We start from the raw sequence: 13603 nt of genomic DNA, 5'->3' as shown, positions 1-13603 counted from the left end.
TAATTCGTAATTCGTAGCTCACTGTCCCACCAAATAAAAATATGAGTATCTAATAAAACCTTCATAAACCCCAAAAAGAATCTGGTAAAGGCTCATCAAAATCATCACTCATTACCATAGAGCCACGATTTAAACCCGCTTTGGGAACTACAGGCTGTTCCTGGGGTTCAGACAAAGGCAAAACCCTTGCCCAAGGGACACCCTGCCGAGTTAGCGTCACTTCAATATGATTTTGGATATCTGACAATAAATCAGCTAAATTATCCGATAAATCAGCAATATTGAAAGTTTTTGGTGACATTTTTATTTATGCCCTACTCATTACCAGCATTATAATAGGAGTCCTAAATCAATGTAGGATTGTTCAAGTGAAAGGTTACGCCTTGCGGGACGAATAGCCATCGATCGCTAGTAGGCACCCTAAAATAAGAACAAAAGACGATTCCTAAAACAAGCACACTCCATGCGTATTTCTCTAAATTGGCTGCGCGAACTAGTAGAGATAAAACTTAGTCCAGAAGAATTAGCCGAAACCCTGACAATGGCAGGGTTTGAGGTTGAAGATATTGAAGACCGCCGCACTTGGGCCAATGGCGTGGTTGTCGGGAAAGTGCTTGAGCGTCAGCCCCACCCCAACGCCGATAAATTAAGTGTTTGCCAAGTTGATATCGGTGCTGATGAGACTCTAAATATTGTCTGTGGCGCTGCCAATGTGAAGGCAGATATCTATGTACCGGTAGCAACTACGGGTACTTACTTACCCAACATCGATTTAAAAATTAAACCTGCAAAATTGCGTGGTGTCCCATCTCAGGGCATGATTTGTTCTTTAAAGGAACTTGGTTTACCCACTGATGTAGACGGAATTCATATTTTTACTCAAGAAAATTTACCATTGGGTAGTGATGTGCGTCCGTTGTTGGGTTTAGATGATGTAATTTTAGACCTGACAGCAACTGCTAATCGCGCTGATGCTCTGAGTATGGTAGGTGTAGCACGGGAAGTAGCAGCTTTAACTGATGGAAAGTTGAGCATTCCTGAACCTGGTGAAGTCTCTATTACCAAAAATGCTGGAAATTTAACTTTAAAAATTGCCGATACCCAAGCTTGTCCTGCATACATTGGTACGGTAATTGAACAGGTAAAAATTGCTCCATCTCCTGAATGGCTGCAACAACGTTTACGGGCTGCTGGGGTACGTCCCATCAGTAATGTTGTGGACATTACTAATTACGTTTTGTTGGAATGGGGACAACCACTACACGCCTTTGACTGCGATCGCTTAAAATCAGTTGCAAGTAGCAAAAATTTAACCATCGGTGTCCGCTTTGCCTCTGCTGGAGAATCCCTCAAAACCCTGGATGAACAAACTCGCACCCTCTCAACCCAAAATTTGTTAATTACCGCCAACGACAGACCCGTTGCCCTGGCGGGAGTTATGGGTGGTGAAGAAACGGAAGTCCATGAAGGGACTCAAAGCCTAGTTTTAGAAGCAGCGTTATTTGATTCCGTAGCAATTCGCCGTTCTTCCCGCAGTGCTGGCTTAAGAAGTGAAGCTTCTGGCAGATATGAACGGGGAGTTAACCGCGCTGAGTTGGAAATAGCTAATCGCCGCGCCTTATCCTTAATTAGCGAATTGGCTAGTGGAATTCTTGTCCAGCAGGAAATTGCCGACACCCGCCCCGATCCTTCTACCTGGAGTCGTTCGATTGCACTGCGTTTAGACCGAGTTAACCAGATTTTGGGGCCAATCGATTTGGGAGAGGATACAGGTGAACTCCAAGAACAAGATATTGAGCGTATCCTGACTGCGTTGGGATGTCAGTTGACTCCTTCAGGAGAAGATAGCAACCATCAACCTACATGGTCAGTTTCTGTTCCACCCTATCGTTACCGCGACTTAGAGCGAGAAATTGATTTAATTGAAGAAATCGCCCGACTCTATGGTTACAACAGATTCTGTGATACTTTACCAGAAAAATCCGAAGGTGGTTATCTGCCTTTAGACGAGGAATTGATTCGCAAATTACGGGCTTTCCTCCGGGCTGAAGGGTTGACAGAATTAATTCACTATTCTTTAGTCAAACCGGGAGAAGACAGACAGATAGTACTGTCAAATCCTTTATTTGCCGAATATTCAGCGCTGCGAAACGATTTGATATCTGGGTTGATTGATGCCTTTCAATACAATTTAGAGCAAGGTAATGGTTCCTTGAACGGCTTTGAAATCGGACAAATTTTCTGGCGAGAAGAAGACGGTTTGCAAGAAACAGAAGCCTTGGCGGGAATTGTGGGCGGGGATATTTCCGTTGGCAAATGGTCAAAAAGTGGACGCGAAGAACCCATCACCTGGTTTGAAGCCAAAGGCATTTTAGAAAGTGTATTTCGACAACTTGCCTTGGAAGTAGAATTCCAACCCGATTGCCGAGATCATCGCTTACATCCAGGACGCACCGCTTCTTTGTGGATTCGGGGTAATAGGCTGGGTATTTTTGGACAACTCCATCCCCAATTGCGAAGAGAAAAAGGCTTACCAGATTCCGTTTATGTTTTCCAGTTGGATCTAGATGTGCTTTTAGAATCTTTAGGACAAGATGAAGTCCTCATTCCGGCATTCCAGCCCTATTCTACCTATCCAGCTAGCGATCGCGACATCGCCTTTTTTGCACCCGTGAAAATCTCAGTTAGCGAAATTCAAAAAGTAATTACCAAAGCGAGCAAAGATTTGCTCGAATCGGTGGAATTATTTGATGAATATCGCGGCGAAAATGTCCCCGAAGGGCAGAGGAGTCTAGCATTTCGTCTAGTTTATCGGGCTAGCGATCGTACCCTGACTGAGGCAGAAGTTGAACCAGTACACAATAAAGTCCGCGAAGCCTTGGTGGAAAAATTCGGCGTAAATCTGAGGAGTTAGGAGTAATTACCCCCCTTAATCCCCCCTTATAAAGGGGGGAAACAGGAAATCTAGTTCCCTCCCCAATACATACGGGGAGGGTTAGGGTGGGTTAAAACCTTGGTTAATCAGCTATTTCAGACTTGTTGACACGCCGAAATAACAAATGCGATCGCCGAATTAGCAAATGCGATCGCCGAATTAGCAAATGCGATCGCCAAATTAACAAATGAGTTCGCCAAAATAACAAATGCGATCGCCAAATTAACAAATGAGTTCGCCAAAATAACAAATGCGATCGCCGAATTAGCAAATGCGATCGCCGAATTAGCAAATGCGATCGCCAAATTAACAAATGAGTTCGCCAAAATAACAAATGCGATCGCCGAATTAGCAAATGCGATCGCCAAATTAACAAATGAGTTCGCCAAAATAACAAATGCGATCGCCAAATTAACAAATGAGTTCGCCAAAATAACAAATGCGATCGCCGAATTAGCAAATGCGATCGCCGAATTAGCAAATGCGATCGCCAAATTAACAAATGAGTTCGCCAAAATAACAAATGCGATCGCCAAATTAACAAATGAGTTCGCCAAAATAACAAATGCGATCGCCGAAATAACAAATGAGTTCGCCGAAATAGCAAATGCGATCGCCGAAATAGCAAATGCGATCGCCGAAATAACAAATGCGATCGCCGAAATAGCAAATGAGTTCGCCGAAATAACAAATGCGTAGGCGTAGCCCATCGATGATAGGTTAAGATAAAGTGCCTTTTGTCAATCAGTTAAAATACTTAAAATATCCTTAATAATGATAATCGTGTATGGGTAGACGGGAAGGAGGCGATCGCATCTAAGAGGATGTTTTAAAAGTCCTTCATGATGTATCAAATACTTTTAGATCCCCCTAAATCCCCCTTAAAAAGGGGGACTTTGATTCTAGTTCCCCCCTTTTTAAGCTACCGTGTATACACAAGTCGGGTTGAGAATCAAATAGAGGGAAAAGAACGGAAAATTATTTTTAAAATCCTTGATTTTTCGTTAATTCTATATCAATAAGCTGACACTATTGATAAACTCAAAACCTTGCCTACTAAGGCTTGCATCTTACCAGGCAATGATTTTAGGACTTGTGTATACACCGTAGCCTTTTTAAGGGGGGTTAGGGGGGATCAACAAGTGCTTAAAATCACAGCCAATCACTTTTCAAACAACCTCATTTACTATATAATTTGCTCTGATCCTACTCGTAAAAAAATAATAAATTATCGGTAATGAACGATGATAGAATTTGCCGCGATTACTTCTGTTATTAGTAAATATGCTCCTCAAGCTAGTCAAATAATCATTAAACAAGCTCAAAAAAACGAAGCTGTCATCAAAGTTTTACAGGAATTAAAACTCAATCCTACCCAAATTCCTGATGATGTTGATACTGTTTATGTTTACGCTCTGGTAAGGTATGGTGTATTTAAGCCAGAAGCAATTTTAAACCTGTTTAGAGAGAGAGTAATTAAAGATTATTTTTGGGATGCTTATAGTAATAATACTCCCTCTAAGTTTGTAGAAAATACAAAAAGGTTTCTTAATCAAAATAGCGAATTAAAAACGCAGATAATCAATGCCAAAATCAATTTCTTAGGTGAATTAGAAGAATTTGGTGAAGTTTTTATTACAATCGCTAAACAAACGAGAGCATCACGATATCAGCCTTACCCAGATTGGAATTTAGATGTTTATCCCAAAGAATTTAAAGCTTTAATTTTTGAGAAAACGCGCTTATTTTGCGGTCGTGATTTTGTGTTCAAGGCTATTCAAAAATTCTTCACCACTCAACCAAAGGGTTATTTTACCGTGGTTGGGGATGCAGGGATGGGTAAAAGTGCGATCGCTGCTAAATATATTTTAGCTACTAAGGTTCCTTGTTATTTTAATGTTTTCGCAGAAGGACGCAACAAACCAGAAAAGTTTTTAGCAAGTATTCGTCAACAATTAATTAAGCGTCATTCTCTCCAAAATGCAGACAACGCTGATTTAAGGACTTTATTGCAAAAAGCCAGTGAAGAACTAAAAGGACAAAAGCTTGTCATAGTTGTTGATGCACTAGATGAAGTAGAACAAGAAGGAAATAATAATCTTTTAGATTTACCACAAAATCTTCCCGATGGAGTCTATTTTTTCCTGACTAGAAGACCTTATAATCAAGAAACAAAGCGTTTAGCTTTGTCTCCAGATACTCCTGTAGATGAATTAGATTTAACAAAGCGTGATTACACAGCTTTGAGTCAGGAAGATGTAAAAGAGTATATTCAATTATTTTTTAATAATGATTATAAACTAAGAAGTTGGATTAATGAGCGCAATATTTCTGAAGATAATTTTACTCAGGAAATAGCTGTCAAGAGTGAAAATAATTTCATATATTTACGCTATATATTACCCGGAATCTCTGAAGGTAAATACAATGATTTAACTTTAAAGGGATTACCACAAGGTCTTCATGACTATTATATGACTCATTGGAATCGGATGGGGATGGACAAAGAATCCAATGAAAAAAAGGTAAAAATACTGTATATATTGGTAGAAAGAGGTGAGCCAATATCTATAAACATGATTTCGGAAATTATTGATGAGGATGAATATGAGGTGAAATCAGTATTAAATGATTGGGTTGAGTATGTAAAGTCGGAAGTAAATGAAGATGACCAAAAAACTTACTATAGTATTTATCATCAGAGTTTTCTAGAATTTCTCAAAGGTCAAGACAAACTCGGTAAAGGTCGAAAACTCTTTAAAGAAGTTAATAAGAGTATGGCTAATTTCATGCTGAAGGAGATGGCATAAAATGGGAAAAATTGCCATTAAATTAGCATCAAAATCAGCAGAATTTCAAAATTTGTTCTTGGGACAATTTCCTGAACAACAATTAAAAGCGGGTAATTCAGAAAAATATTATCAAACTCTCACAGATTTTGAATTTATTTCTCTGAAAATTCAATATCCTCAATTTGGAGTAGAAACCCTGATTAGAGATTATTATTTAATTGATGCTCCAGAGATATTAGATAGCTTAGAGCAACAAGAGAAACTAGACCCAGAACAAGTCAAACACCTCAAATTAATTCAACGTACCCTACAGTTATCAGCCCATGTTTTGAATCAAGACCCAAATCAATTAGTAGGACAATTATGGGGAAGATTGCAGAGTTTTCCTGAGCCAGAAATTCAGAAAATATTGGCAGATGCAGTACAAAGTAAAAGTGAAATTCCTCGACTTCAACCGATCACAGCCAGTTTAACTTCTCCGGGTGGAAACCTAGTGCGTATTCTGACTGGTCATAACGACTCGGTAAATGCAGTAGTCATTACTCCAGATGGTCAAACAGCAGTTTCTGCTTCTAGTGACAACACCCTGAAACTGTGGGATTTGGAGACTGGAAAGGAAATCTCTACTCTGAGAGGTCATAACGACTCAGTAAATGCAGTAGTCATTACTCCAGATGGTCAAACAGCAGTTTCTGCTTCTAGTGACAACACCCTGAAACTGTGGGATTTGGAGACTGGAGAGGAAATCTCTACCCTGAGAGGTCATAAAGACTCAGTAACAGCAGTAGTCATTACTCCAAATGGTCAAACAGCAATTTCTGTTTCTAATAGCTTGGAACTGTGGACTTTGAAACTGTGGGATTTGGAGACTGGAGAGGAAATCTCTACCCTGAGAGGTCATAAAGACTCGGTAAATGGAGTAGCCATTACCCCAGATGGCAAAACAGCAGTTTCTGCTTCTAGTGACAACACCCTGAAACTGTGGAATTTGGAGACAGCAAGAGATTTCTCTTCCCTGAGAGGTCGTCTGAAACAGTTAAAACTGTGGGATTTGGAGACGAAAAGGGAAATCTCTACCCTGAGCGGTCATAAAGACTCGGTAAATGCAGTAGTCATTACTCCAGATGGTCAAACAGCAGTTTCTGCTTCTAGTGACAACACCCTGAAAGTGTGGAATTTGAAGACAGGAAAGGAAATCTCTACCCTGAGCGGTCATAACGACTCGGTAAATGCAGTAGTCATTACCCCAGATGGCCAAACAGTCGTTTCTGGTTCTAGTGACAACACCCTGAAACTGTGGAATTTGAAGACGGGAAGGGAAATCTCTACCCTGAAAGGTCATAACAACCCGGTAACAGCAGTAGCCATTACCCCAGATGGTCAAACAGTCGTTTCTGTTTCTAATAACCTGAAACTGTGGAATTTGAATACAGGAAAGGAAATCTCTACCCTGAGAGGTCATAACGACTTGGTAAATGCAGTAGCGATCGCCCCAGATGGTCAAACAGTCGTTTCTGCTTCTAGTGACAACACCCTGAAACTGTGGACTCTGAAATTGTGGACTCTGAAACTGTGGAATGTGGAGACGAGAAGGGAAATCTTTACCCTGAGAGATCATAGAGGTTCAGTAAATACAGTAGCCATAACCCCAGATGGAAAAAAGGCAGTTTCTGCTTCTAATAACCTGAAATTGTGGAATTTGAATACAGGATGGCAAACCTCTACCCTGAGAGGTCATAACAACTCGGTAAATGCAGTAGTCATTACCCCAGATAGTCAAACAGCAGTTTCTGCTTCTAGTGACAACACCCTGAAACTGTGGAATTTGGAGACAGGAAAGGAAATCTCTACCCTCAGAGGTCATAACGATTCAGTAAATGCAGTAGCCATTACCCCAGATGGCCAAACAGCAGTTTCTGCTTCTAGTGACAACACCCTGAAACTGTGGGATTTGGAGACAGGAAAGGAAATCTCTACCCTCAGAGGTCATAAAGACTCAGTAAATGCAGTAGCGATCGCCCCAGATGGCCAAACAGTGGTTTCTGCTTCTAGTGACAACACCCTGAAACTGTGGGATTTGGAGACAGGAAAGGAAATTTCTACCCTCAGAGGTCATAACGACTCAGTAAATGCAGTAGCGATGCCTCCGGCGGGCAAAGCCAACGCCCCAGATGGAAAAACCGCCGTTTCTGCTTCAGATGACAAGACCTTAAAACTGTGGGATTTAGAGACAGCAACAGAAATCTCTACCCTGAGAGGTCATAATCACTGGGTAAGAGGAGTAGCGATCGCCCCAGATGGTCAAAAAGCCGTTTCTGCTTCTGCTGACCACACCCTGAAATTGTGGGATTTACACACAGCAAAGGAAATCTCTACTTTTACTGGTGAAAGTTATATATATTGCTGTGCTATTTCCCCAGATGGATTGACAATTGCAGCAGGTGAAAGTTCAGGGCGGGTTCATTTTCTCCGTTTAGAAGGGGGTTCAGAAAATGAATAACATTACTCCAAATACAATCAATATCCCCAGATATCCCCCAGAATTTCAGCAAATCATTTCTGCAAAAAATCACAACTTTGTCGGTCGTGAATTTGTTTTTTCTGCTATTAATAACTTCCTTAATCAATCTGACCGGGGCTACTTTACTATTATCGGCGATCCGGGGATTGGTAAAAGTGCAATTCTTGCCCATTATGTCAGCCAAAATCCCGGAATAGTCTATTGCAATGTCGAAATTACAGGTAAAAATCGCGCTGAGGAATTTCTGACGACGATTTGCACTCAATTAATAGAAATTGCCCAACATCAATGTAGTAAAAATTTTACACCTAACTCTCTTGAATTTACCACAGAAAACAGTGGTTTTTTATCATTGTTACTACAACAAATCAGCGATAGATTGCATCCAGAACAACGTTTAATTATTACTATAGATGGTTGCGATAGAATTGATATCAACAATCAACCACGCGGCTCAAATATTTTATATTTACCCCGCTATCTCCCAGAAAAAGTTTATTTTATCCTTACTCGTCGTCCTTTTTTAGCAAACCAATCAGGATTATTAATTGAAACTCCATCCCAATCTTTAGATTTATCAAATTACCCTGAACAAAACCGCGCTGATATCCAAGAATATATTAAAACTTATTTAAATGAATCATCTCATTCTGTAGACGCTTCTGCGGCTTCCCGCAGGGTGCATAGCGTTAGCGAAGATCAGGGTTTTGATGATGATGAAACCAATTTTATGTATGTTAAGGAAATCTTAGCAACTATTAAAGAGGATATTTACCCCCAAAATTTACAACTCTATTACCAAAATCATTGGGAAAAAATGAATTTAGCAACCAGTAAACAGCAAGCAATGGCTTTACAGGTGTTAAATATTTTAGTTCAAGAGGAATCAATATCAATAGAAGCGATCGCCGAAACATTAGATACAGATGAATATGAAATCAAGGTAATTTTAGACAAGTGGCGAGAGTTTTTACATTTAGAATCAATAGTACCAGAAATCCATTATAGTGTTTATCATACTAATTTTCGTGATTGGTTGAGGCAACAAATTCAGTCTAAGGTTTGAGTTAAAAGGGCATTTAGAGGATATTTGAAAAGTCCTCTTGTCGGTATCAAAAGTTTTAGCTCCCCCTAAATCCACGCCACGTGCTTCAAGTCGGGGAACCCGCCCAACGCAGTGGCTCCCCTTAAAAAGGGGGACTTTGATTCCGGTTCCCCCCTTTTTAAGGGGGGTTAGGGGGGATCTCAAGGTGCCTAAAGTCACAGGGAAAAACTTTTCAAACAACCTCTTAGAAACTGCCAGAGTAATATCTTATTAACCAGTAGGAGTAACAAGCAATTATGACTAAATATGTACTTTGGGGGACTTACTGTGAAGACGTTCTCGAAAAACGTACCCCCCACCGTCAAGCTCATTTAGACGGATTAGCAAAACAAAAAGAATCCGGTGTGCTGATTACCATTGGCCCCACCAAAGATGTCACAAAAGTTTTTGGGATTTACGAAGCCGAAGACGAAGCCACTGTCCGCGAATTAATTGAAAATGATCCCTACTGGAAAAATGGCATCTGGACTGAATATTCTGTCAAAGAATGGATTCAGGCTTTTTAAATTGGTATGGGGCATTGGTTATTAATTCTTCTCCCTCACTCCCAATACGGTTTGGTTAGGGTTTTTTGATGAAAATTTTAAATCAAAAAGACGCGATAAATCGCCGTCTCTACAATAATCAATCCTTCGTTTTGACGGCGATTTAATCGCGTCTCTTGGCTTAACCGAATGTATTGTCTAATCTCCCTCATCCCACTCCCCACATAATGAAAATTTGGCAAGTTGATTTTTATCGTCGTCCCTCACAAGATACATCTGGACAAATTTTATGGGAATTGTTGATTTGTGACGCAACTCGCAGCTTTGAGTATGAAGCTACCTGTCTTCAATTAGCAGCAAATTCGACTTGGGTTGCGGCTCAACTCGAATTTGCTGCTGGTGAAAAATTGCCGGATGTGATTCAGGTATTTCGTCCGCAGTCTCTAAGCTTAATTGAGGCGGCGGGACGCAATTTAAGCATTAATGTCGAACCTACTCGCCACACTTTGGCGTTGAAGCAGTGGCTACAAGAAAAGCAATATCCCTCAACACTGGATAAACCACCTCCAGTACCATTACCAGACAACCTCTGGGGAGAACAATGGCGTTTTGCTAGTCTAGCTGCAAATGATGTAGAAACCAGATTTAGCGATCGCCCCATTCCCATTTTGCACATACCAGAACATCTTAAACCCATCAATTTGGGTTTAGCGTCAACAGTGCCTGTCCCTGGTGTGGTGATTTATGGTGGAAGGCAATCAATGCGCCTAGCACGTTGGTTACAGCAAGCCCGTCCTGTGGCATTAAACTACATTTCTGGCGCACCAGACGGCTTAGTACTAGAGGCTGGCTTAGTAGATAGATGGATTGTTGCCACTTTTGAAGATCCAGAAGTTACAACAGCAGCCCAAATATATCAACAACGAAAAAAGCATTGCCGAGGATTACATTTTTTGTTAGTTCAACCAGATGATTCTGGGATGACTTATAGTGGATTTTGGTTGTTACAGGGAGAAGATTGATAGTAATTACCAAAAATATTTGTCCCCTTAATTTTTATAGCTTAAAAAATAGATTAAACCGATGTCTGATATTATTTCCGTGAGAGCTTGAAACCCACGAAAGTGAGTTTTATTTGTGTAGGCGCGGTTTCTAACCGCCCTTTTCTTTTAGCTCCCCAATCCACAACTATTTTTAACTTCTAAGTTGCACGGGCATAGCTAAATATGTCATCTTCAAACCACCCAAGGGCGTAAAAATCACTGGAGTTAGACTTTGATTTAAATGCATTTGAATTTCGGAAGATGGTAACTCCTTCAAGCCTTCCATCAAATATTTAATGTTAAAAGCAATTTCAATGTTTTCCCCAGAAATTTGTGCTGGCATTGACTCTCTACCACTGCCCACATCTTGAGCTTCACAAGATAAAGTAATTTCTTGAGCTTCGCTATCAATACTAACTTTAACAATATTATTTTTTTGATCGGCTAGAACAGCAATCCGCTCTAAAGTGCTTACAAATTGTCGTCGTTCAATTGTCACTTGTCGCTCAAATTGACGCGGAATCAGTTGTCGATAAGCAGGATATTGCCCTTCTAATGTGCGACTAGTCAAGCGTTGATTTTGCCATGCAAAAACAACTTGACCTTGATCGAAATGTAAAGCTACAGGTTCATCAGATGAGGCACTATGAGCTAACATTCGTTGGAGTTCGCGTAATGCTCTAGCTGGTACTGTTACTTCTAGTTGACTAGTTCCGCCGAGAGGACGCTCATTGCTAGTTTCTACCACTGCTAGGCGATGTCCATCGGTAGCCGCAAATTCTAAAGTATCTTGTTTAACTGTTAAATGCACTCCCGTGAGTACTTGCTTAGTTTCATCACTACTTGTAGCAAATAATGAACCCCGTAATCCCTCAATTAATGCCGCAGTGGTAAGATTGAGGACTTCGGTATTTTCAATTACAGGAAGTTCAGGAAATTCTTCAGGCCCCATTGCTCGGACTTGGTAATGTCCACTCTTAGGTGTAAGTGTGACTATTAAACCTTCTCCACCTGATGTTGCACCTGTGAGGGCTGATTCATCGTCTAAAGTGATTTCGCCTTCTGGAAGACGAGAGGTGATATCTACAAGTAACTTAGCAGGAAGTGCGATCGCACCTCCTTGCCATACCTCAGCATTAAAGCTGGTGCGGATTCCCAAGCTGAGATCGAAAGCTGTTAAGCTTACTTGATTAGTTTCAGCATCCGCTTGGAGCAGCACATTGGCAAGTACTGGATGAGTTGGTCGTGAAGGTACTGCACGACTGACGAGTGAGAGGTTTGTACTGAGATCGCTTTGCGAGCAAACTAATTTCATAAATCAGATTCAACTGGTGAAGGATATCGTAACATCGTTATGGGGCATGGGGCTAGTACAGTGCGGCGGAAATAAACCACGCATTCCAAATCAATGAAACCCTCATGCTGTATTCGTTTTTAATTTTTAATTTTTAATTTTTAATTCCGCCCTGCGGTACTAGGCTGTTGACTCTGTGCCTTTTTAGGAGTTAAAAAGTCATGCTAAATAATATGTCATTGCGAGCGAAGCAATGACACGAAAATAGCATGAACCAAATCAAAACCCAAATTCCATCAAAATCAACAGCCTAGACATGGGGCATAGAGCATTGTTTTTTATCCTTCCCCACAAATTAAATTTCTAGAGTGAATCTATAAACTGCTGTACTTTTTTTAGGAGTGGCTGATGTTCGATTTGCTCTGCTAAATCTTGGGCATTTTGGAAGCACGATCTCGCCATTTTTTTACGTTTGGTTGTAGCGTAAAGGCTTCCCATATTCAGTAAAGTTGAAATTTCTCCCAGAGAATCGCTCAGTTGTCGATAAATTGCAATAGCTTGTTTATAGAATTTCATTGCTTGGCGATTCTGTGCCAGGGTACTGTAGGTAAAACCAATGTTGTGAAGGGTTGTGGCCTCACCAGAGCGATCGCTAATTGCTCGACGTGTCAAAAGAACCTGATAGTAGAGTAATAGCGCTTGTTTGGGTTTTCCTAAATCACTATAGATTGAGGCAATATTATTTAAAGTGGTTGCTTCCGCAAGCAAATTCTTGACAGCTCGTTGAATTGGAAGTGCTGCTTGAAAAAATTCTAAAGCCTGCTCAAACTTGCCTAAGACATTGTAAGCAAACCCAATACCATTAAGTGTTGTTGCTTCACCAGAAAAGTCACCTAACAATCGCCGCGTCGTCAAAATTTGGTGCTGTAGCAACAGTGCCCGTTTTGGTTCTCCTAAGCGGGTATAGATTAATGCTACATCATTCAGGGTAGAAACTTCACTTTGAATATCTTGCGATCGCCTAAAGATAGGCAGTGCTTTGTCAAAATATCCCAACGCTTGCGAAAAGTGTCCAAGACGGCTGTAAGTAGAACCCAGATTGCTGAGTGCAGTTGCTTCTGCGGGAGCATTGCCAATTTCAACAGCAACCGACAGCGCCTGATGAAAGCGCTCTAATGCTCTTTGAGGTTGCCAGCAGCTGAGGTGAGCTAAACCGAGGTCATTTAATGTATAACCTTCCCTAGCGCGGTCTGGAATTGCTCTAGCAAGGTGTAAATTCTTGGTTGCAAGATCGAGATACTCTTGAAATTTACCGCGTTGATAGTAGCGGTTTGCTTCATCACGACGTTGTTCCCACTCTTTGACTTGATTTAAAGGTTGCGTCATCTGACCTCAGTTGCATTCTGCGATAAGTAGGCAAGACATCTC

Annotated in this window: 10 protein-coding genes; 6 read left to right on the top strand and 4 right to left on the bottom strand. The window is 40.8% G+C overall.

The window, feature by feature from the left end; all coding sequences use genetic code 11:
• Positions 1-61: 61 nt before the first annotated feature.
• Entirely contained in the window at positions 62-301 is a 240-nt protein-coding gene (locus GTQ43_RS18310) for a type II toxin-antitoxin system Phd/YefM family antitoxin (RefSeq protein WP_265274182.1), read from the bottom strand.
• A gap of 162 nt (positions 302-463) precedes the next feature.
• On the opposite strand from GTQ43_RS18310, the gene pheT reads away from it, so the two are divergent.
• Complete coding sequence (gene pheT / locus GTQ43_RS18305; RefSeq protein WP_265274181.1) at positions 464-2914, top strand: phenylalanine--tRNA ligase subunit beta; 2451 nt, start codon at positions 464-466, stop codon at positions 2912-2914.
• Between the two features lie 116 nt (positions 2915-3030).
• Here the strand turns inward: pheT and GTQ43_RS18300 are convergent, their stop codons facing one another.
• Positions 3031-3645 carry a hypothetical protein gene (locus tag GTQ43_RS18300; protein WP_265274180.1) on the bottom strand — a complete coding sequence of 205 codons (615 nt, stop codon included), beginning with the start codon at positions 3643-3645 and terminating at the stop codon, positions 3031-3033.
• 534 nt (positions 3646-4179) lie between these two features.
• Here GTQ43_RS18300 and GTQ43_RS18295 point away from each other — a divergent pair.
• From GTQ43_RS18295 to GTQ43_RS18275, 5 genes are all read left to right on the top strand, one after another.
• A complete protein-coding gene (locus tag GTQ43_RS18295) occupies positions 4180-5745 on the top strand; it encodes an ATP-binding protein (protein WP_265274179.1) in 1566 nt (521 codons plus the stop codon).
• A gap of 1 nt (position 5746) precedes the next feature.
• Positions 5747-8227, top strand: coding sequence for a WD40 repeat domain-containing protein (locus GTQ43_RS18290; protein ID WP_265274178.1), 2481 nt, complete (start codon positions 5747-5749; stop codon positions 8225-8227).
• Entirely contained in the window at positions 8220-9314 is a 1095-nt protein-coding gene (locus GTQ43_RS18285) for an ATP-binding protein (RefSeq protein ID WP_265274177.1), read from the top strand. The genes GTQ43_RS18290 and GTQ43_RS18285 overlap by 8 nt, the downstream gene beginning before the upstream one ends.
• Before the next feature lie 275 nt (positions 9315-9589).
• A complete protein-coding gene (locus GTQ43_RS18280; RefSeq protein WP_265274176.1) occupies positions 9590-9859 on the top strand; it encodes a YciI family protein in 270 nt (89 codons plus the stop codon).
• Positions 9860-10065: 206 nt separating this feature from the next.
• A complete protein-coding gene (locus tag GTQ43_RS18275) occupies positions 10066-10860 on the top strand; it encodes a Tab2/Atab2 family RNA-binding protein (protein WP_265274175.1) in 795 nt (264 codons plus the stop codon).
• Between the two features lie 172 nt (positions 10861-11032).
• Here the strand turns inward: GTQ43_RS18275 and dnaN are convergent, their stop codons facing one another.
• Both dnaN and GTQ43_RS18265 read right to left on the bottom strand, forming a co-directional pair.
• On the bottom strand, positions 11033-12196 hold the full coding sequence (gene dnaN, locus GTQ43_RS18270) for a DNA polymerase III subunit beta (RefSeq protein ID WP_265274173.1): 1164 nt from the start codon (positions 12194-12196) through the stop codon (positions 11033-11035).
• Between the two features lie 342 nt (positions 12197-12538).
• Positions 12539-13561: a tetratricopeptide repeat protein gene (locus GTQ43_RS18265; protein WP_265274172.1), complete on the bottom strand. Its 1023-nt coding sequence runs from the start codon at positions 13559-13561 to the stop codon at positions 12539-12541.
• Positions 13562-13603 lie beyond the last annotated feature (42 nt).

Source organism: Nostoc sp. KVJ3 (assembly GCF_026127265.1).
In the GTDB taxonomy this organism is placed as follows: domain Bacteria; phylum Cyanobacteriota; class Cyanobacteriia; order Cyanobacteriales; family Nostocaceae; genus Nostoc.
The sequence above is the reverse complement of the archived record's forward strand: the minus strand, read 5'-3'. Positions and strand labels throughout refer to the sequence as shown.

Excerpts from the sequence above, each read along its gene's own strand:
- GTQ43_RS18310 (WP_265274182.1), bottom strand. The coding sequence starts at position 301 with ATGTCACCAAAAACTTTCAATATTGCTGATTTATCGGATAATTTAGCT.
- pheT (WP_265274181.1), top strand. The coding sequence starts at position 464 with ATGCGTATTTCTCTAAATTGGCTGCGCGAACTAGTAGAGATAAAACTT.
- GTQ43_RS18300 (WP_265274180.1), bottom strand. The coding sequence starts at position 3,645 with ATGGGCTACGCCTACGCATTTGTTATTTCGGCGAACTCATTTGCTATT.
- GTQ43_RS18295 (WP_265274179.1), top strand. The coding sequence starts at position 4,180 with ATGATAGAATTTGCCGCGATTACTTCTGTTATTAGTAAATATGCTCCT.
- GTQ43_RS18290 (WP_265274178.1), top strand. The coding sequence starts at position 5,747 with ATGGGAAAAATTGCCATTAAATTAGCATCAAAATCAGCAGAATTTCAA.
- GTQ43_RS18285 (WP_265274177.1), top strand. The coding sequence starts at position 8,220 with ATGAATAACATTACTCCAAATACAATCAATATCCCCAGATATCCCCCA.
- GTQ43_RS18280 (WP_265274176.1), top strand. The coding sequence starts at position 9,590 with ATGACTAAATATGTACTTTGGGGGACTTACTGTGAAGACGTTCTCGAA.
- GTQ43_RS18275 (WP_265274175.1), top strand. The coding sequence starts at position 10,066 with ATGAAAATTTGGCAAGTTGATTTTTATCGTCGTCCCTCACAAGATACA.
- dnaN (WP_265274173.1), bottom strand. The coding sequence starts at position 12,196 with ATGAAATTAGTTTGCTCGCAAAGCGATCTCAGTACAAACCTCTCACTC.
- GTQ43_RS18265 (WP_265274172.1), bottom strand. The coding sequence starts at position 13,561 with ATGACGCAACCTTTAAATCAAGTCAAAGAGTGGGAACAACGTCGTGAT.